The organism is Corynebacterium pacaense (assembly GCF_900169525.1).
Lineage (GTDB): Bacteria > Actinomycetota > Actinomycetes > Mycobacteriales > Mycobacteriaceae > Corynebacterium > Corynebacterium pacaense.
On the sequence record NZ_LT821240.1, the window covers coordinates 680,980 to 700,029 of the forward strand.

General features: G+C 63.1%; 22 protein-coding genes and 2 tRNA genes. 8 read left to right on the forward strand and 16 right to left on the reverse strand.

The features are described 5' to 3' along the window. Nucleotides 1-27 precede the first annotated feature (27 nt). The 3 genes from B7E02_RS10260 to mca all read right to left on the reverse strand — a co-directional run bounded on the left by B7E02_RS10260 (nt 28) and on the right by mca (nt 2,557). Nucleotides 28-1,122 (reverse strand): 3-deoxy-7-phosphoheptulonate synthase, encoded by a 1,095-nt coding sequence (locus B7E02_RS10260; RefSeq protein WP_080795759.1) that lies wholly within the window; start codon nt 1,120-1,122, stop codon nt 28-30. Between the two features lie 208 nt (nt 1,123-1,330). Next, nucleotides 1,331-1,651, reverse strand: coding sequence for a hypothetical protein (locus B7E02_RS10265; RefSeq protein ID WP_080795762.1), 321 nt, complete (start codon nt 1,649-1,651; stop codon nt 1,331-1,333). Between the two features lie 30 nt (nt 1,652-1,681). Next, complete coding sequence (gene mca / locus B7E02_RS10270; protein ID WP_080795764.1) at nt 1,682-2,557, reverse strand: mycothiol conjugate amidase Mca; 876 nt, start codon at nt 2,555-2,557, stop codon at nt 1,682-1,684. 184 nt (nt 2,558-2,741) lie between these two features. On the opposite strand from mca, the gene B7E02_RS10275 reads away from it, so the two are divergent. From B7E02_RS10275 to B7E02_RS10285, 3 genes are all read left to right on the forward strand, one after another. After that, a complete protein-coding gene (locus B7E02_RS10275; protein WP_080795767.1) occupies nt 2,742-3,185 on the forward strand; it encodes a DUF4307 domain-containing protein in 444 nt (147 codons plus the stop codon). 186 nt (nt 3,186-3,371) lie between these two features. Next, nucleotides 3,372-3,896, forward strand: coding sequence for a transcription elongation factor GreA (greA, locus tag B7E02_RS10280; RefSeq protein WP_080795768.1), 525 nt, complete (start codon nt 3,372-3,374; stop codon nt 3,894-3,896). A 5-nt stretch (nt 3,897-3,901) separates the two neighbouring features. After that, nucleotides 3,902-4,333 carry a hypothetical protein gene (locus B7E02_RS10285; protein WP_080795773.1) on the forward strand — a complete coding sequence of 144 codons (432 nt, stop codon included), beginning with the start codon at nt 3,902-3,904 and terminating at the stop codon, nt 4,331-4,333. A gap of 75 nt (nt 4,334-4,408) precedes the next feature. Here the strand turns inward: B7E02_RS10285 and B7E02_RS10290 are convergent, their stop codons facing one another. The 4 genes from B7E02_RS10290 to B7E02_RS10305 all read right to left on the reverse strand — a co-directional run bounded on the left by B7E02_RS10290 (nt 4,409) and on the right by B7E02_RS10305 (nt 8,703). Further along, complete coding sequence (locus B7E02_RS10290; protein ID WP_080795777.1) at nt 4,409-5,194, reverse strand: Bax inhibitor-1/YccA family protein; 786 nt, start codon at nt 5,192-5,194, stop codon at nt 4,409-4,411. Between the two features lie 93 nt (nt 5,195-5,287). Continuing rightward, nucleotides 5,288-6,292 carry an AraC family transcriptional regulator gene (locus B7E02_RS10295; protein ID WP_080795779.1) on the reverse strand — a complete coding sequence of 335 codons (1,005 nt, stop codon included), beginning with the start codon at nt 6,290-6,292 and terminating at the stop codon, nt 5,288-5,290. A 109-nt stretch (nt 6,293-6,401) separates the two neighbouring features. Then, nucleotides 6,402-7,199, reverse strand: a complete 798-nt coding sequence (locus B7E02_RS10300) for a siderophore-interacting protein (protein WP_080795783.1) — start codon at nt 7,197-7,199, stop codon at nt 6,402-6,404. Between the two features lie 706 nt (nt 7,200-7,905). Next, on the reverse strand, nt 7,906-8,703 hold the full coding sequence (locus tag B7E02_RS10305) for a TetR/AcrR family transcriptional regulator (RefSeq protein WP_080795786.1): 798 nt from the start codon (nt 8,701-8,703) through the stop codon (nt 7,906-7,908). Between the two features lie 50 nt (nt 8,704-8,753). Here B7E02_RS10305 and B7E02_RS10310 point away from each other — a divergent pair, with 50 nt between their 5' ends. The 3 genes from B7E02_RS10310 to B7E02_RS14395 are packed head-to-tail and all read left to right on the forward strand — an operon-like array spanning nt 8,754 to nt 10,707. After that, nucleotides 8,754-9,716, forward strand: coding sequence for an ATP-binding cassette domain-containing protein (locus tag B7E02_RS10310; protein ID WP_080795788.1), 963 nt, complete (start codon nt 8,754-8,756; stop codon nt 9,714-9,716). Continuing rightward, a complete protein-coding gene (locus tag B7E02_RS10315; RefSeq protein ID WP_080795791.1) occupies nt 9,713-10,534 on the forward strand; it encodes an ABC transporter permease in 822 nt (273 codons plus the stop codon). Before B7E02_RS10310 ends, B7E02_RS10315 begins: the two co-directional genes overlap by 4 nt. Then, nucleotides 10,531-10,707 (forward strand): hypothetical protein, encoded by a 177-nt coding sequence (locus B7E02_RS14395; protein ID WP_179129711.1) that lies wholly within the window; start codon nt 10,531-10,533, stop codon nt 10,705-10,707. The genes B7E02_RS10315 and B7E02_RS14395 overlap by 4 nt, the downstream gene beginning before the upstream one ends. Before the next feature lie 406 nt (nt 10,708-11,113). Here the strand turns inward: B7E02_RS14395 and B7E02_RS10320 are convergent. The 5 genes from B7E02_RS10320 to B7E02_RS10335 all read right to left on the reverse strand — a co-directional run bounded on the left by B7E02_RS10320 (nt 11,114) and on the right by B7E02_RS10335 (nt 13,658). Next, nucleotides 11,114-11,186: transfer RNA gene (locus B7E02_RS10320), tRNA-Ala, on the reverse strand. A gap of 203 nt (nt 11,187-11,389) precedes the next feature. Further along, complete coding sequence (locus tag B7E02_RS14785; protein ID WP_281248238.1) at nt 11,390-11,521, reverse strand: hypothetical protein; 132 nt, start codon at nt 11,519-11,521, stop codon at nt 11,390-11,392. A 446-nt stretch (nt 11,522-11,967) separates the two neighbouring features. Then, nucleotides 11,968-12,041 (reverse strand) — tRNA-Leu (locus B7E02_RS10325). A 103-nt stretch (nt 12,042-12,144) separates the two neighbouring features. Beyond that, nucleotides 12,145-13,104 carry a Ppx/GppA phosphatase family protein gene (locus B7E02_RS10330; protein ID WP_080795793.1) on the reverse strand — a complete coding sequence of 320 codons (960 nt, stop codon included), beginning with the start codon at nt 13,102-13,104 and terminating at the stop codon, nt 12,145-12,147. After that, nucleotides 13,101-13,658 carry a DUF501 domain-containing protein gene (locus tag B7E02_RS10335; protein ID WP_080795796.1) on the reverse strand — a complete coding sequence of 186 codons (558 nt, stop codon included), beginning with the start codon at nt 13,656-13,658 and terminating at the stop codon, nt 13,101-13,103. Before B7E02_RS10335 ends, B7E02_RS10330 begins: the two co-directional genes overlap by 4 nt. Nucleotides 13,659-13,753: 95 nt before the next feature. Here B7E02_RS10335 and B7E02_RS14790 point away from each other — a divergent pair, with 95 nt between their 5' ends. Further along, on the forward strand, nt 13,754-14,149 hold the full coding sequence (locus B7E02_RS14790) for an IS5 family transposase (protein ID WP_080795378.1): 396 nt from the start codon (nt 13,754-13,756) through the stop codon (nt 14,147-14,149). Beyond that, a complete protein-coding gene (locus B7E02_RS14795; RefSeq protein WP_218672379.1) occupies nt 14,133-14,633 on the forward strand; it encodes an IS5 family transposase in 501 nt (166 codons plus the stop codon). Before B7E02_RS14790 ends, B7E02_RS14795 begins: the two co-directional genes overlap by 17 nt. A 99-nt stretch (nt 14,634-14,732) precedes the next feature. Here the strand turns inward: B7E02_RS14795 and B7E02_RS10350 are convergent, their stop codons facing one another. The 4 genes from B7E02_RS10350 to B7E02_RS10365 all read right to left on the reverse strand — a co-directional run bounded on the left by B7E02_RS10350 (nt 14,733) and on the right by B7E02_RS10365 (nt 18,911). Then, entirely contained in the window at nt 14,733-15,980 is a 1,248-nt protein-coding gene (locus B7E02_RS10350) for an IS701 family transposase (protein ID WP_143336729.1), read from the reverse strand. Between the two features lie 67 nt (nt 15,981-16,047). Next, entirely contained in the window at nt 16,048-16,563 is a 516-nt protein-coding gene (locus B7E02_RS10355; RefSeq protein WP_080795802.1) for an FtsB family cell division protein, read from the reverse strand. 115 nt (nt 16,564-16,678) lie between these two features. Continuing rightward, entirely contained in the window at nt 16,679-17,956 is a 1,278-nt protein-coding gene (gene eno / locus B7E02_RS10360) for a phosphopyruvate hydratase (protein ID WP_080795809.1), read from the reverse strand. A gap of 166 nt (nt 17,957-18,122) precedes the next feature. Continuing rightward, nucleotides 18,123-18,911, reverse strand: a complete 789-nt coding sequence (locus B7E02_RS10365; protein WP_080795815.1) for a lytic transglycosylase domain-containing protein — start codon at nt 18,909-18,911, stop codon at nt 18,123-18,125. Nucleotides 18,912-19,050 lie beyond the last annotated feature (139 nt).

Below are 19,050 nucleotides of genomic sequence, written 5' to 3' on the forward strand. Positions count from 1 at the left end.
GGCCCCTCTTCCGCTCCCAACCGCCCGCTAAATGCCGCGTCGCGCTCGCACCGCTGCGGAAAGCTCGACCAGCAGATCCACCGTCGTATCAATGTCCATGCACCTGTCGGTCACCGACTGGCCGTAGACCAGGCCCTCGCCCCCGTTGATCCGGAGCTTCCCCGGATCGAGCTTCTGTGCCCCCGCCACCAGGAAGGACTCCATCATGATGCCGGCGATGGAGTTGTTTCCGGCCGCTATCTGCGCGGCGATGTCCCTGACAACGGCGACCTGCCGGACGTCATCCTTGGCGGAGTTCGCGTGTGAGGCGTCGATCATCAGCCGGGCACCGGCACCGAGCTTGTCGACGGCCGCGGCCACCGAGGCCGCGTCGTAGTTGGGGCCCGCGCTGCCGCCACGGAGAATGATGTGGCTGTTGGCGTTGCCCGCGGTCTGCACGACGCTGAGCTCACCGTCATCGGAGGTACCGAAGAAGAAGTGCGGGTTCCTCGCGGCCTCCACCGCGTCGATGGCCACCTGCACGCCGCCGTCGGTACCGTTCTTGAATCCGATGGGCATGGACATGCCCGAGGCCAGCTGGCGGTGGACCTGGGATTCGGTGGTCCGGGCGCCGATGGCACCCCAGGCCACGGTGTCCGCGTAGTACTGGGGGCTGTTCGGCTCCAGGAACTCACAGCCCACGGGCAGGTCGAGATCGACCACATCAATCAGCAGCTTTCTGGCGAGGCGCAACCCCTCGGGGATGTCGTAGGTCTCATTCAGGTGCGGATCGTTGATCAGCCCCTTCCAACCGATCGTGGTTCGCGGTTTTTCAAAGTAGACCCGCATAACCACCTTGAGCTCGCCATCCAGCCGCCGTGCCAGCGGTGCCAGACGGTGGGCGTAGTCGATGGCGGCCTCGGGATCATGGACCGAACACGGGCCGACGACCACGACGAGCCGGTCATCGTCTCCTGCGAAGATGTCGGCGATGTCCTGGCGATCCGCCTCGACCCTTGCGGCCCGGGCAGGATTGAGCGGATTCTCGGCTATCAGCTGCGCCGGGCTGGGCAGGGCATGGAAGGCGACCACCCGCTTATTGCTGGTGGAGGCCGAGTGTTCCAGGGAAACCGGGGTACTCATTGACAGTTGCTACCTTTCGGGGAGGGTGAACGGGGCATCAAAAAAAGCAGCCCCTCAACCCTTTACGGGGAGGTGCTGCTCGGCTCCGGTTTAGATGTTCGCGTTAGTCAGGCACGGTCAACGGCCAGCTCTAACGGGAAGGCCCCGGAGCCGTTGATAAAATAGAAGCGTGCGGCGAACATGAGCGATACCCTATCACACTTCCGCTTTAAAGGAAGCCCCTCTTGGATTTGTCGTTGAGTCCCGCTTCCTTCATCGCCGCGCGGATCCCCTCGATATCAAAGGGGTCGAGCCCGTGCCTCTCGGCGAAGATCCGCCGCCGATTCATCCGTGACCAGCGCCGATGAAACAACCAGCCGAGGGTCAAAATGGCCGCACCCATCGCCGCCAGCACGAACAGACCGATCGGGGACGCCTTGCCGAACTCGGGACCGAGCGGGCCACCCTCCTGCTGCTGGGCGAGTATGAAAACACTCGTGTTGTTGTACACGGCGGCTGCGGTGTTCAACACGGGGTTGAAGTCGATCACGCAGGTTGTCCTTCCTTCAGGGAATTGAGCCTATTCGGCGTCCGGGTCGATGCCCGCGAACAGGTCATCCTCCGGAATCGAGGTCTTCACTCTGGTCCTGGCCAACTCGAATTCCTCCGTCGGCCACAGCCTACGCTGCACTTCCACCGGAGTACCAAAAAAGGCCCCGGCCGGATCGATCTGCGAGGCGTGGGCGCGCAGTGCCTCATCGCGCTGCTCGAAGTAGGCGTCGCAGGGCACCTGGGTGGTCACCCGCGCCATGACATCGGCGCGATTGGCCTCCCAGCGCTGCAGCATGGGTGTGTAGGGGCTGGGCCGGCCCATGAGGGTGAGCTGGTCATGGAACATCTGCATGCGCTGCCTGATGAACCCGTGGGTGTAGTAGAGCTTCAGCGGGGCCCAGGGTTCACCCAGCTCGGGGGCGTAGCCCGCATCGCCGGATTTCTCCCAGGCGAGCATGGACACCTCATGGACCTTGAGGTGGTCCGGATGGGGGTAGCCGCCGTTCTCGTCATAGGTGATGATGACATGGGGTCGGAACTCCCGGAGGATGGTCACCAGTTCACGCGTGACCACCTCATTGTCCTCGAGTGCGAAGCATCCCTCAGGAAGCGGCGGGAGCGGATCGCCCTGGGGCAGACCGGAATCGACGTGACCGAGCCAGCGGTGCTCGGTGCCGAGCACCGCCATCGCCTTGGCCATCTCCTCCATCCGTATGGCCGGCATGTTCTCCAGCACGCCCGGCTTGTCCATGGCCGGGTTGAGGATGTCGCCGCGCTCCCCGCCGGTGCAGGTGACCACCATGACGCGGTTTCCCTCCGCGGCATAGCGCGCCATCGTCGCCGCACCCTTGCTCGACTCATCGTCGGGGTGGGCGTGGATCGCCAGGAGACGTAGACCACTCACGTGATTCCGGTCCTTCCCTGAAGCCTTCGCTTCTCAAAGTGGTTGAGTAATGCTTGTCCACTCATGTTAATACTTCTTCACCTCACCCCGGGTATCCCGGAGGATTACTATGATTAGAATGCTTGTGTAGGCCGGCGCACGCGCGTGCGCGGCACCACCCCGATGAGGACGTCGACAGGCAAAAATGAGCACCAACCCGAACCCGCAGCGCCCAGCTTCCAGGTACCGCAGCAGCCGCGAGGTAATCACGAAGACCAACTGGACGGGAAAGCTCATCGCCATCGCGGCGGTCGCACTCATTTTCGCAGTGGTCTTCGCCTTCGCCCGGTACATGCAGGCACGCGAGGCGCAGACCGTCTCCGCGTCCATGGGCGCCTTCGAGCGCATCGACGACCACACCTTCCAGATGGACGTGGACGTCTCCCGCGACAACGTCGATGAGCCCTCCTACTGCATCGTGACGGCACTGGACTATTCCCACGGCGAGGTCGGACGCAGGGAGGTCCTGGTTGAGCCCGGCGGAGATTCCGTCATCCGCATCACCACCACCATCCCGACCCGCGCGCCCGCTGTCTCCGGGGGCATCTACGGCTGCTCCACCACCATCCCCGCGCACATGAACCTGTGAGGCCGCGGAGGAGGGCTGTGCTAAAATCACAGCAGAAAACGTACGTCGACGTTGCTGGTGGCATCGCTGGTCGAACCCTGCAGTTAAGCGCGTGATGGTGGGCCCCGGATACCCGGGGCCCGACTCATGAACTGTCAGTGACACTCCGGCGCTCCACCCCTACAGTCCCCCGGGAGGGTTAAACACATGGCAAGCCCAGAAAAGCAGTACATCACGCCTGAAACCAAGGCGAAGCTGGAGGAGGAGCTCAACGCCCTCATCGCCCACCGACCCGCCGTCGCGGCCGAGATCAACGAGCGCCGCGAGGAGGGCGACCTCAAGGAGAACGCCGGCTATGACGCCGCGCGTGAGATGCAGGACCAGGAGGAGGCCCGCATCAAGCAGATCTCCGAGGTCCTGGCCAACTCCACCACCGAGCGCGAGGGCATCATCGAGGGCGTCGCACACGTCGGCTCCGTGGTCCACGTCTACTACGACGGTGATGAAAACGATAAGGAGACCTTCCTCATCGGTACCCGTGCCGCCGCCTCGGAGAACCCCGATCTGGAGACCTACTCCGAGCAGTCCCCCCTCGGCGCCGCCATTCTCGGCGCACAGGAGGGTGAAACCCGTCAGTACAGCACGCCGAACGGGACCGTCATCAAGGTCACCGTCGTCTCCGCCGAACCCTACAACTCCGCCAAGGCGGCGAAGATGCGCGGCTCCGACTAGTTGACATGCGCGCACCCATCCGGGCGTGCGCCGTTGTCGGCACGGCGGTTCTAGCTTCCGTGTTGCTCAGCGCATGCTCCCCACCCAATCAGGTCGATTCAGACCTCAAGATCCCCACCGCGACCGGTAGAACCATCTCCCCGGCCGTTACGGGCGATTCCATCCCCGGCTTCATCGATTGCGTCTCAGCACCGGTGAGGGCCCCGGAGTCGCTGTCCCTGACCTGCACCGACACCGATGATCGACTCACCGCGATTATGTGGACATCCTGGGATCAGGACCACGCGGAGGGTACCGGAACCCGTACGCTTATCGACGCCACGGGCACCGAAACCACCACCGCGGACGTGGCGGTGGAGCTCTCCGAGCCCACCGAGACCTCCCAGGGCCTGGTCTTCTCCCGCGTCAGCATCAACGACGAGGTCATCGCCCTCTAGAAAAGGCAATCACCCCCGCATCCTCTCGGATGCGGGGGTGATTGCCTTTCGGCTCAGAGCCTGCGGGGCACAATTCTAGTTGCTGCGGAAGTAGCTCAGCAGCCTGAGGATCTCGGTGTAGAGCCAGACCAGGGTCACCGCGAGGCCGAGGGCGACGCCCCATGCCATGTTGGCGGGAACACCCTGGCGGACCATGCGATCTGCCGCGTCGAAATCGGTCAGGAAGCTGAATGCCGCCAGCCCGATGCAGACCAGGGAGAAGATGATGGCCAGCATACCGCCGTCACGCAGCGGGTTGCCCAGGCCGAACATCGCCATGACCAGGTTGCCCAGGGCGAGCACCAGCACACCAACCAGCATCGAGGTGATGATGCGGTTGAACTTCGGGGTCACCTTGATGGCACCCGTCTTGTACACGAAGAGCATGCCGATGAACACGCCGACGGTGCCGAGCACCGCCTGGCCGATCATTGTTCCGGCGTTCGAGTTTCCAACTGTCCACCCCGAGAGCAGGAGGGAGATTCCGCCGACGAAAAGTCCCTCGAACACCGCGTAGATGATGGTGACGGCGGCGGAACCGTACTTCTTTCCGAAGGTGCTCACCAGCACGGTGATGAACCCGCCGATGGCACCGACGATGGTGAGAATCATGGCGAGGCCCGGGTTGACGAAACTCACACCAACCGTCACCAGTGCGAAGACGATGATCACCCCGAGGGTGATACCGGTTTTGGTGATGACATCATCAACAGTCATTGAGCGTTCGCGCTGCTGGGGGGCGCCGTAGTTTCCGTACGGGTCCTGAACGTGCGACCGCTGGGTTTCCGTCAGTGAACTAAAAACGGGATTGCTGCTTCGCAAGGGGTCCCCGATCCTTTCGTCGAATTGTTAAAGCTTCATCAAGTTCAACGAGGTGAACCGCCAAATAGTTCCCGGAAACCCGAATTCACGGTTCTAGGGGTGCACGGGCACCGGTGTGGTGAGCAGCTCGTGGCTGAGAATCTCCCATTCGGCCTGCTCGAGCAGCGTGAGCCGCGGAATCTCACCACCTGTGCCTGACCGGATCTCGACGAGGGTGCGCAGGTCCATGTCCCTTTCGGCCATGCCCAGGGGCACCGGCAATGCGATGGACCCGGCGGCAACGTCGATGCGGGTCCTGGTCCCGGCGGGGATGGTCGCCATGTCCCCCTGTGCGAGGAACCGACAGAAACCCGGAGTGGTGACGGTGGCGGACCCGGAGTGGATCCACAGCTGCTGGTCGCGTTCAGAGAGCGCGAAGGAGATGCTCGGCGGGATCGCCGGGGGATCACCCGCCATCCCCATCCCGATGGAGCCGGTTGTGAAGGCCGAGGGGGTGCGGCCGGTATGTCGCCGGAAAGCCCTGGTCAAACTGCTGGTGGCCGCAAAGCCGACGAGGTTGGCCGTCACCGAGATGCTGAAATCATGGGCGAGCAGGCTGGCGGCGACGCTGACGCGCTGCGCCGCCCGCCACTCGCTGAATGTGTAGCCGGTTCCCTTGACGAACTGCCGCTGAAGGGTGCGGGCTGCGACCCCCATTCTCCGCGCGAACTCCTCCAGGCCGGTGTTGTCCGCAGGGTTGTTCACCAGGGTCCGAGCGACGGACCGCGCCTCGTGGTTGAAGGGCAGCCTCGGGGCGGTGACGAACTCCCGGAACAACCGCAGGATCTCGGTCGAGGGAGCGGCCTCGCCCATCAGGGATCGGCTGTACTCGTGGATCATCCACTCGCCCCACGCCTGCCCGAGGTGGATGCGCCGGGTCTCCCCCGCGATCCCGCACTCGGGGAATCGGATATCAAGGACGATCCCGCCCGCACTGCGGGTGTGGGCGACTTGATCACCGGCGAACAGGAGGTCTCCCGCCACCATGTCGACTTCCCGTCCGCCCACCTTGACCGTGTGAACACCGGACTGGCACCACAGGAGACTTCCTCGACTCATCTTCCACAACCTCTGACACTCGACAAATCAGTTAATTAAGGCAACGCTTACCTAAAAGAATTGATAGAAACACTAGTCTGCGACCTCCACGCAATGCAAGGCCCCTCCGTCAGCTCGGGGAGGCCCTGCCGAGCCTCCAATAGCCGGAGAAGGTGACGTTTGCCTTCGGGAGTCCACGCTCGGACACCAGAAGGCGTCTCGCACCGGTGGCAAGCGAGGACTCCCCCACCGCGAAGGCATAGGTATCCTCGTCCACCTCCAGCGCCCGCAGCGCGGGTAGCGCCGCCGACCCCGGGGCGCTTCCCGCGTCGCGGATCACCCACCGGACCTCGACACCGGCGGGTCCGGTGACCTCCTGGGTGTCCCGGGCGTCGAAAAGCTCGATGATGGCGTGACCCCTGGCCTCGGCGTGCAGGTCGCGCAGGATTCCCAGGGCGGCGGGCATTCCGGATTCGTCCGCGACAATGAGGTTCTCGGCGGCCGGCACGGGCTTCCAGCCGCAGCCCTGATCGATGATCGCGGCGGGCGCGCCGGGCCGCACCCCCACCGCCCAGGGCCCGGCTATGCCCTCGGTGCCGTGCACGACGAAATCCACATCCAGCTCGCGGGGATCCTCCCGGAAGCTGCGGACGGTGTAGTTCCGGATCACAGGACGGGAGTTCCTGGGCAGGGTGAGGAACCTGAGGTAACCGCCGACCCCGAACTTCCTGGGCAGATTATCCAGTCTGGATCCCTCACGGACCGGCAGGGCGATGCGGAACCACTGATCGAAACCGCGGTACTCAAAATTCTCCAGCGCCCCGCCGCCGAAGGTCACACGCACGATGTGCGGGGATACCCGGCGACTGTCCAGGACCTGCACCGGAAGGAATCCGGAATCGGAATGTGTCACAGCGATGTTGCTCACGGAACGCCCTCCAGAAATTGATTGTCGGTGGCTTCCGATTATCGCCCGACTCGGCTATTTAGGCAAGGCTTAATTAAGTGAATGTGGGTGGAGAACGAGGTTGAGGTAGGGGTGAGCTTTCGAAACTTGCCCCGGCACAGCTGTGGCATCGGCGTGATCACGAACCACAATTCCATCTGCCATCAACTCGGCCAGCTTGTGCCCTTCCCCACCCTGGATGCACCGCAGTGGGTCGAGAGCATCTGTCGGGGGCGCTTCCGAACTCGGATCGCCGGCCGCTGCTGTGCAACTGATTCAAACACTCCCGCAACTCTCTCCGATCCGGAACCCGACCCCGGGCTGCCGGAGACTAATAGATCCGACCTCTTCGCTCGCTTGGCGCCGTACGTGGAGATCCGGCCGATAGGAACAACGACTCCGGAGCCTTCGTGGTCACGGATAACGCGCCGCTCAACGCCGGGGACGCTACGCCGCAATAGTGATCCGCTGGGAGCACATCGCCGGCGTTAGCCGCACCCGTGCCCATGCTGCCGAACGGAAAGGTCGATCCACTCCCCCGGGGATCGGTGACGAAGGAATTACTTGGCCCTGGCTGACTTCAGCAGGTAGCAGCCCCAGGCAAGAGTGTATCGGCATTGCAGGTCCTGACGACGAATGAAGCCACGACTGTGAACCGGTAAGCGGAATGGCAGCACAGGCCGGTGCCCTACTTGCTCGCGATCAGTTGCTCCACCCCATCGAGGATCATTCGCAAGCCGAACTGGAACTGCAGTTCACCGTCCACGGCGGAGTCATATTGCGCCCCGGATGCGGCACCGATCCGGGACGCGTTGGGGAACTGCTTCTCGTCGATCAAAGCGGCGAGGAGAGGGCCCGCCGTGGCCCACCAGTCATGGTCATCGTTTCCCGTTGCCTCGGCCGTCTCCGCCACACCCAGGGACACTCTGGCCGCCGCCTTGACGTGTTCCAGTATGAGCGCGAGAACCTGGTCGGTTTCAACGTCACTGAGCCCTATTCCGATCAGAGGAGTGAGCTCAAGGTCGTACTTTGCAGTCGTGCCCGGCCCGAGCGGAGGCCTGGATGTGTCGATGCCGAGTACCCAGGGGTGCTGCAGGAACAACTGCCAGTTCCGGGCGGCTATCTCTTCCATCGCCGAGCGCCAACCGCTTGCGGCGTCCGGTGGCTCATCCGTGTCGTAGGCGCACCCGTTGACGTGATCGACCATGAGATCGATCAGCTCACCCTTCCCAGGAACGCGCTGGTAGAGAGACATGACACCCACTCCCACACGGTCAGCGATCTTGCGCATCGAAAGTTTGTCAATTCCGATCTCGGCCGCGACGTTGATAGCGGCCTCCACGATCGCATCGAGGGTCAGGGGCGATCGACCCGTCCTGGGGTTGGTGCCCCAGAGCAGCGCAATGCTCTGTAGTGGGTCACCGGTTCCTGTGCGCTCGGCCACCTCGGCCACCTCCTGGGAATGGTGTAGACAGTATTCGCCCATACTATGCTACGATACACTGTACGGAACACTGTATCGGAAGGAGATTATCTGTGAGAGCAGTGATAGAAGCCGATGGCGTGGGTAAGATCTACCGTTCACGGGATGGCGAGAGTGGGTTGCGTGAGCTGAGTCTGCACGCGAACCAGGGCGAGATCCTGGCGCTCCTCGGACCCAACGGCGCTGGGAAGACAACGGCGGTCAAGGGACTGGCCACGCTTGTCGCTTTCGACCGGGGAACGGCGCGTGTCTGTGGATACGACGTATCCACAGAGGCTGCCCGCGTACGGGATCACATCGGGCTCGTAGGGCAGGACGCCGCGGTGGACGAACAACTCACCGCAGGGCAGAACCTTCGCTTCTTCGGAAGACTCCGCGGTCTCGGAAGGCGCTCGGCCGGACAGCGTGCAGACGAGCTGATTGAGGAATTCGGTCTGTGCGAAGCACAGAACCGGGCAGTCAGCAGTTTCTCTGGCGGAATGCGCCGCAGGCTGGACCTTGCAGCGAGCCTTGTGGTTCCGCCCCGGGTTCTCTTCGTAGACGAGCCGACAACGGGGCTGGATCCCGCAGCCCGTAGAGACCTGTGGAAGTCGCTGCGAGATCTGGTGCACGGTGGCACCATGATTCTGCTGACGACTCAGTACCTCGAGGAGGCAGACCAACTCGCCGATAGGATCGTTCTGATTGATCGTGGAAAGGTCGCGGCACAGGGCAGCCCTGGCGAACTCAAAACTCTCGTCGGCCCTCCGGTCGTTCAGGTGGTCTTTGAAACCACCGATGACGCCCGGAACTCGCTGAGGATCCTCGGCGCCACCCTTACTGAAGTTTCCCTGGACGAGAACACAAGCACAATCACGCTGCCGAAGGCATCGGCGACAGTCCTGGGTGAGGTCATCGCAACGCTGGCATCCGCCGGTTTACCACCTGCCGAAGTGACGCTCCGAAAGCCATCGCTCGATGAGGTCTTCCTGACACTGACCGGCGATCACAGCGACACCGAGGGGAACCGACAATGACAACGACTGCCCGAAAGACGCACACAGAGGTACCTGCTCCCAACCTCTTCTCCGCGTCCTGGATCATCGCCGGACGGACTGTGGGTTCATGGCCCCGCCAGATCGGCGCAACAGCGACGGTTTGGCTCTTTCCAGTGTTCACAACCCTGCTTTTTCTCGGCCTTTTCGGCGGAGCGATCGACGTTCCCGTTGGCTCGACGTATGTGGACTTTCTCGTTCCCGGCATGCTGGCCGTCACCATGCTGTTCGGACTCGAGACGACCACACTCTCGGCAGCGGCCGATGCCACCCGCGGCATCAATGATCGCCTGCGCTCCTATCCCATCAACGGCGTAGCGATCGTGTTGGGCCGTGCACTGGCTGATCTGCTCAGTTCGCTCATCAGTTTGGTGCTGATGGTTGCCTTTGCGTTCGTGATCGGATGGCGGCCGGACCTCGGCATCGATCGAGTGTTGCTGGCACTCGCACTGCTCCTGCTCCTGCGATTCGCTCTCCTGTGGTTCGGCGTCTTCATCGGTTACGGTGCCAGATCCGTCGAGTCGGTCGCCTACATCCAGATTCTCACGTGGCCCGTGGCCTTCCTGTCCAGCGTCTTCGTCAACCCTGCCACCATGCCCACCTGGCTCGGGTCAATCGTGGAGTTCAACCCGATCTCGGCAACAGCCACCGCGGTACGTCAGCTCCTCGGCGGCACACAATGGGATGCGCTGGGTTTTGCAGGGGAGCACGCGCTCGCCTTCGCTATCGGGTGGCCGGTGCTGCTTACCCTGATCTACCTTCCGCTGAGCGCACGCAGATTCCGGCGGGGAGGCAGGTGAAGGAACTCCTGCGGCCGTGGAGCGCAGAGCAGCCCTCGCGACGCCGGATTCTGGCGTTTTCCCTGAACTCCCTCCCGCGGTCGCAGGCACTGTGGCAGGCACGGCAACTGATCAAGGATTCGGCAATGTTGACAAGGGCGACGCAGGGCTCGCCAACGTACATGTTCGACTAAGAGATTCACGGCGATGGCCGTTCCCATGGGGACGCGCCGCCAGTATCAGCGTCTCGGCGGGCGGCGCGTCCCCATGGGACCGCCCTCGGACAGCAGGCTTGTCCCTCTGTGACCGGGAGACGGTACGAAGTGCAAGGCCCGTAAGACAAGTCAGGCCGCCCCCGGGGGGGCCTGTCAGCGAGGACAGGGGCATTCCGCGGAACAGGGAAAAGAAAATTGACACGACCCTGACCTCGATGACAGCCCGCCGCGGGCCGAGCAGGACTGATCATCCGCTCATCCCATCGCGTCCCATCGCGAGGTCACGGTGGTCGACGGTGATTCCGGGGTCCTGACAACAGAAACTGATGACAGAAAAACCTGCCGCGCGTTCAAGCGGGGCAGGTTTCGGATTTATCTGCTTATGTGGAGCTAAGGGGAATCGAACCCCTGACCTTCGCATTGCGAACGCGACGCTCTACCAACTGAGCTATAGCCCCGGGGGCACAAAACGCATCGAGCGTTCCCTGTGCCTGCAGTTAGAAAGGCTACTCCCCTAACACCCGAAGTGAAAAATCCCCTCTTGAAAGCGGTCAACCGCGTGGGTCCGTCCGCTTCCACAGGGAGAAAGGGGTAGCAGCAGTCAGAAGCCCGAGTCAACCGACCGCGTGAAACAGGGCGAAACCTCGCCGCTGTCTGGAAATTAATCCTTGTCCTCGGAGAGGTTGGTCCGGATCTTGGAGATCTCCTCGGCCTGGGTGGTAACCGTGGCACGGAGGTTGATAACCTCATCGCGGATTTCGGTAAGGAGTTCGTACAGCCTGGTGTCAGTCATGGCATACCTTTCATCTGTTCACTGGAGGTCCAGAGCGATGGGAAAAGCACTGCTTCACCCGCGTACTGGCCGCCGGACACGTCCTGTGCCCTCTGCCCCGGCGGACGATCGACAACATCTCTGATCGCACCTTCCAAGCCTATATGATTCTTTCCGATCACCCTCAAGAATCTGAGAGAAACATCACCCAAAGCAATCAAATCCCCTGTTCAGGCCAAACACTCGGGCGCATACTTTCCCCGCCGAAAAGGTTTCGGACCGGCGTTGCTGAACCCCTAAAACCTGTCCGGCACACCATCAGGGGAGGTTGATGGGTTGTGGGGAAAGGCCCACACGCCACAGTCCCGGGGCGTCGCGGATGCCGGTGCATGGGACCGGGGACAATTGGCTTTTCGAGGGATAAAGGGGAATGACCCTTTTCCCAAACCTGTATTCCCTGCTCAGAGTGCCCCCACTGGGACTCGAACCCAGACTGAATTGATTTTAAGTCAACTGCCTCTGCCGATTGGGCTATGGGGGCCGCCGCCGTTGGCAACCCAACGAGTATAGATCACCGGTGGCCGCGGACAGCCGCGAGGGTCGGAATAGTCACGCCGTTCCAACCCCCCGGGATCGCTGACCGCTCAAGCGACGGTGGCGTCGATGAGGCCGAGCACGATACCGTCGAGAATGTCCTTCTCCGAGATCACGATCGAGTCCACCCCCGCCTCACGCGCGGCGAGATCGATCACAGCCTGCACGATCACAGACCCCCCACCAATCACGTCGGCCCGACCCGGATCAACCACGGGGTTGCTCGCCCGTTGCGCCGAGGATTCGGAGATGATCTCATCGGTGATCACCCCAAGGGCGTCGAAGTTCAGCACCGAGAGATGTATGGCGTCGCGGTCATAGGATTCCAGGCCCTGCACCCACGCCGAGATGGTGGTGAAGGTTCCCGCGCAGCCGACGAAAGTCGCCGCCCTCGAGATCGGGACGATCGCACGGACCTCCTCGATCCGTTCACCGACATAGTCGCGGGCGATCTCCACCTCGGTCGCCGTGGGCGGATCGCTGCGCATGATTCTCTCACTCAGTCGCACGCACCCCATCTGCGCGGAGTGTGATCCGAGGATTTCCCCGTCATGGGTTCCCACGATGAATTCCGTGGATCCACCGCCGAGATCGATGACGCAGAAGGGCCCCTGGTCCGCAGGCAGATCGGCCACCGCACCGCGGAAGGACAGTCGCGCCTCCTCCTCGCCGCTGATCACCTCGGCCCTGGAACCAGGCTGGATCCTGGACAGCAGCTGCCCGGTCATGGCGAAGAACTCGTTGCGGTTGCCGGCGTCGCGGGTGGCTGCGGTGGCCACCATACGCACCACCTTCACATCCTCGGCGGCCATGATCTCCACATATTCCGCCAGTGCCACCCGGGTGCGCTCGATGGCCTCGGGATTCAGTTCCCCGGTGGCATCCACGCCCTGTCCCAGCCGGACGATCCTATTCTCCCTCGTGATCTCCCGGAGTCCGTCGGTGGTCAGCTCGGAGATGAGCATGCGTATGGAGTTGGTGCCGCAGTCAACGGCTGCGAAGCGGCTCACTGCACCCCACCGGCCCTGGAGAAATCAAAATCGGCCATGTTGATGCCGAGTTCCCCGACCGTCGGCCACTGGTCGGGAATCGCAGTCCCGCGCAGCCCGCCGTGCTCCGCTGCCAGGGCCACGGCCTCGGTGCCCAGGCGGAAATGATCGGGGCCCTCGGCGAGCGCGTAGGCGATGAGGACATGCAGGCACTTGACGCGGTCGGGCATGCCACCTCCGGAGAACTCGGTACCAAGATCGCCGAGCTCATTGCGCCTGGCCAGATAGTACTCGTGGGCCCGGCGGTAGTCGGCGCGCAGCTCCTCATCCGTTTCGAGGCGATCGGTCATCCACTTCATCACCAGCGCGACCTCGAGGCGGGAGGCCTCACTGGCCAGCCGCGGATCGGTCAGATAGTACAGCGTCGGAAAGGGCGTGCCGTCCTCGAGCCTGGGCATGGTCTTGACCACTCCCGGCTGTCCGTCGGGGCTGCGGTAGGAGATCTCCACAACACCGCGGGGCACCCTTCCCAGCTGCTGTTCGACAGCCTGAAGGTCTGCATCAGTTACACTCATGCGCTCCATTCTGTCATGCCCGGACGGCCCCGGACAGAATCGCCACTAGGGCGTGTCTTGCAAATGAATTCTGTGGGAGCTGAGATCGTGGAGGTATGTCTCGATTCCAGCTCCTCTCAGACGACCAATGGACACTGATTGCTGATTTGTTGCCTGGTCCCACGGGCAAGAAGGGCCGCCCGTTCGCCGACGCCCGACTGATGGTCGAGGGGATCATTTACCGGTATCGATGCGGGATCGCGTGGCGAGACCTTCCTGATGCTTTCGGGCCTTGGCAAACGGTCTGGGCGTGGCATAGGCGCATGGCCGACGATGGTGTCTGGGATCGGGCGCAAGCGCGTCTGCACGAGTACGCAGACCACCAGGGCCTGCTCGACTGGTCGGTATCGGTGGATTCCACGATCGCTCGTGCGCATCAGCACGCGACCAACACCAAACGCGTAAAAAAGGGCTATATCGAATTACAAGAATCCGCTGACCGAGCCGCCTGACCACGCAGTCGGCCGTTCTCGGGGCGGCTTGTCAACGAAAACACATCAGCTCGTCGATGGGCGCGGCCTGCCGCTGGTGACGATTTGCTCAGCGGGACAAGATGGTGACTCGCCGATGTTCATCCCGCTCATGGAACAAGTGCGGGTCGGCCGTCGCACCAGGCCCGATGCCGCGCTCTGCGACAAGGCGTACTCCTCGCGGGCGAACCGGGCGTACTTGCGCAGGCGTGGCATCGAAGCGGTGATCCCCGAACCTCGTGATCAGCAGGGGCATCGGAAGCGGCGCGGCATGCAGGGCGGCAGGCCTGCGAAGTTTGATGCGGAGAAGTATCGGGGAAGGAACGTGATCGAGCGTGGCTATTGCCGGTTGAAACAGTGGCGAGGACTCGCGACTCGGTATGACAAGCTCGCGATCGTGTACCGGGCCGCAGTTGTCCTCAACGGAGTGATCGCGTGGCTCAACCTTTTACAAGACACGCCCTAGTAGTACTTGGTTAGGTGGGTCCGGCGCGGCGGCAGTAGGGGCAGCAACTGAGCATCCGAATGACCGCTACCTGCAACTCGGTCAGGAGCTGGTAAAAGCTCAGGCCACCCCACCCGCTTTTGGGTCGCCACGCAGCCTCTGCTCGGTGATGAATAAGTGCGCCGCGGTCACAAGCGTGACGTGGTGATGCCACCCCAACCAGGTGCGGCCCTCAAAGTGGTCAAGTCCGAGCCCGTGCTTGAGTTCCCGGTAATCGTGCTCGATCCGCCACCGGATCTTCCCGAACCTGACCAACTCCGCGACCGGTGTGCTCTCGGGCAGAGTGGACAGCCAGTAGTCGCTCGGTTCGGCCTCGTTCTCGGGCCACTCGATCAGGAGCCAGCACACCGGCAGCGTGCCGTCGGCGTCCTTTGGGAGGTTCCGGTTCGCGGGCCGTACCCGGCATGCCGCGAACCGGCTCGTGAGCACCCCTTTGGAACCCTGCCGCCACGCGACCTCTTCAAAGGCTTCCTCGGGGAGATCTCCTGCGTACTGTCTCGCCTGCACCGGCTTTGTCCGATAGGAGGGCTTTGTGAACGGGCGCCCGGTCTTCCCGGTCGAGTCGGGCAACTCGAACGGGGCGTCGACATCATGCACGCTCGTGGTGGCTTTCACCTGCACCACATACGGGATCTGACGCTCGGTCAGCCCGGTTCTCAACGGCCCGATCTCCCCGTACCCGGCATCGCCGACCATCACCTGTGGTCGATACCCCCAAGTGTCGAGCTCGTCGAGCATCTCGAGCGCCTGCTCCCACTTCGTCTGATGCCCAGCGATGTCAGGGATCTTTGCCCGCTGCCTGCGAACGGCAATGTGCTCGGCTTCCTCGCTCGTCTCCGCGCACGCATCATCCCATTTTTCCGGCAGGAATAGCCGCCACTCCAACGGGCACGATGCCTGGTCGGTGACCGCATGCACCGAGACACCGATCTGCACATTCCCGATCTTCCCCAGGCTCCCGGAGTACTGACGCGCCACCCCGGGAGAGGCGGGCCCGTCTTTCACGAACCCCGTGTCATCGACCACCCACGCCTCGGGCTGGATCACGTCGATCGCGCGCGAGACGAGTTTCCGCCTGACCGGCTCGACCGGCCAGGGTGAGCAAGACACGAACTGCTGCAACTGCTGGTAATCAATCCCGAGCCGATCTCCCATGGGCTGCATCGATTTCCGGCGCCCGTCGAGCATCAACCCTTGCAGGTACAAGCTGCCCTTCGTTCGCTGGTCCCGGCGGGCAAGCGATGCGAACACGTCGCTGACATACTCGTCCAGCTCGGCCCGCACCCTGCCGATCTCACGCTTATCCACACCCGAACGTTAACAACAACGCAAACCGAGCCGCGGGAACAACACACCCAAACCTAACCAAGTACTACTAGGGAGCAGGTGTCTGCGCAGGTGCCTCGGGAGCATCCGCCGCCTGCTCCCCGGGGGGCTCGGGCCGGGTGACGGACTCCCAGAGCGTCTCGTACCAGGGTCCCGGCGGCTCGACCCCGGGGCCGTCGGAGGTCAGTGACTGATCATTATCCAGTGCCGGGTCGAGGATGCGGAAGGCGGTCTCCCCCGGCTCGATGAGACCGAGTCGGAGGCGGGCCTGCTCGCGGATGTAGGCCTGCGAACGGTAGCGGTCCAGGTCCGTCTCCAACTGGTTGATCTGCTCCTGCTTGGCCTCGATGGCCGCCTCGACGCGCGCGATCTCCGTGCGCTGCTGGAAGTAGTTGCGCAGGGGAATGGCGATCATCAGCAGGATGAGCAGCACGACCGCGAAGAGCGCGATCAGCCCGTAGGAGCCGAGCCGGAAGGGCGCGCGCGTGGCAGAACGGGTCTCGGTGGCGCGTTCACGGCTGGACACCGGGACTATGCCCTTATGAGACTTCTTCTGCTTTGCCATAGTCACTGATCTTAGTCACAGGAGTAACAGAGCCCGCTTCTCGACGCCCACAAAAACGCGGACTCCCGCACACCGAAGCGGTGTGCGGGAGTCCGCGTGGGGGCGCGGTAGGTGTTTAGCCCTTGAAGCGCGGGAATGCGCCGCGACCCGCGTAGACGGAGGCGTCGCCAAGCAGCTGCTCGATGCGCAGCAGCTGGTTGTACTTGGCCACACGCTCGGAACGTGCCGGAGCACCGGTCTTGATCTGACCGCAGTTGAGGGCAACCGCGAGATCGGCGATGGTGGTGTCCTCGGTCTCACCGGAACGGTGCGACATCATGGTGCGGTAGCCGTTGCGGTGGGCGAGGTCCACGGCGTCGAACGTCTCGGTGAGTGTACCGATCTGGTTGACCTTGACCAGCAGTGCGTTCGCGGCCTTCTTCTCGATGCCCTCACGGATGCGGGCGGGGTTGGTGACGAAGAAATCGTCGCCGACGATCTGGACCTTGTCGCCGAGCTGGGCGGTGAGGTTGGTGTAGCCCTCCCAGTCATCCTCCTGCAGCGGATCCTCGATGGACACGATCGGGTACTCGTCGATCAGCTGCGCGTAGACGTGTGCCATCTCCTCGGCGGTATGCTCGCCGCCCTCGAAGTGGTACTTGCCGTCCTTGTAGAACTCGGAGGAGGCCACGTCCAGTGCCAGGGCGATGTCCCGGCCCGGTGCGAAACCGGCCTTCTCGATGGCCTCGACGATCAGGTCGAGCGCCTCCTTGGTGGACGCGACGGAGGGGGCGAATCCACCCTCGTCGCCGAGGCCGGTGGACAGCCCCTTGGACTTGATCACGGACTTCAGGGTGTGGTAAACCTCCGCACCCTGGCGCAGTGCCTCGGCGAAGGATTCCGCTCCGATGGGGGCGATCATGAACTCCTGGACGTCCACGCCGGAGTCGGCGTGTGCGCCGCCGTTGACGATGTTCATCATCGGGACGGGAAGCACGTGGGCGTTGGGGCCGCCGATGTAACGGAAGAGCGGAAGATCGGCGGACTCCGCAGCGGCCTTGGCGACCGCGATGGAGACTCCCAGGATGGCGTTGGCGCCCAGACGGGACTTGTTCTCGGTGCCGTCGAGCTTGATCATTGCCTCATCGATCAGGCGCTGGTCATCGGCCTCGAGGCCGGCGAGCTCGTCGCCGATCTCCTCGTTGACGTTCTCAACCGCCTTGAGAACACCCTTACCCTGGTAGCGATCGCCACCGTCACGCAGCTCATGTGCCTCGTGGATGCCTGTCGACGCCCCGGAGGGTACGTCGGCCAGTCCGTGCGATCCGTCATCAAGGAAAACTTCGGCCTCTACCGTTGGATTTCCGCGGGAATCCAGGATTTCGCGAGCGAATACGTGCATGATTTCAGCCACTGTGGCCTCCTATGCCAACTTGGGAGCTAACCAGATTCTTGTACGTGTCCGGCGTCCGGTCACGTCTGAAATCAATTGTTGCACGAATCTCGTTTCCATGACGGAATCACCGCCAAAAAGTGAAGCACTCCACGTCCGAATGTGTCCGAATCAACACAATCGGACGTCACAGAGCCGGTTGCCGCAGGGCGAAGGCCGCCGCAGCGTCCCTGACGTCGAGCAGATACTTGGTGGACATGTTGTAGGAGTGCACCGCCCTGGTCCACCCCTCGGGCGTGGACAGGTCGCCGCCGTTCTCACACAGCAGGTGGGCCGCGCTCAGGGCGGCATCATCGATCTGGTTCGGATCGGCCACCCCGTCCCCGTTCGCGTCCAGGCCGAAACGCCCCCAGGATTCCGGAATGAACTGCATGGGACCCACCGCGCGGTCAAAATCGGGGTCACCGTCGAGAGCACCGCCGTCGGTGTCCGGAATCTCGGCGACACCAGGCGAACCGTCGAGGGGAATGCCGATGATCGGCGGTGTGGCGACACCGTCCGCATTCAGGGCACTGCCACCGAAGAGCTTCCCCGAGTAGGTCCCGTGCCTGGTTTCCACGTGTCCGATGCCCGCCAGGGTGTTCCAGGAGATGTGGCACCCCGGCCAGGTCCCCTCCGCGACGAGCTCGGCGTTGCCGTAGGCGGCGACCGCCTGGGCCGAGACGCTGATGTCCGCCGCGATCGGCTGCGCCCAGAAGTCCAGCTGGGAGGAGGTGCGCCCCGGTGCATGGATATCCACAACCGGGACCGCCTCCCCCCTGGCGGGGGGGACGTCATCCGGAATCGGTTCCAATTGTCTGATCGGAGCGCCGCCGTCAATGAAACTCAATGCCCATCCGACGAAGGAGATAACCATGATGACAGCAAGGACCGACCCACAGCCACAGCCGAAAGCCTTGCTCGCCCCAGAATTCATAGGCGCCAATCTTAGCCCCCACGGTGATCGGACCGATATTCAGGCAGTTGGGACGGGGATCGGGAACCATCCGCGCGATCCTTGACCATGACCGGCGCGGGGGTAACCACTTTCTTAACATCCGACACATTGGACACAC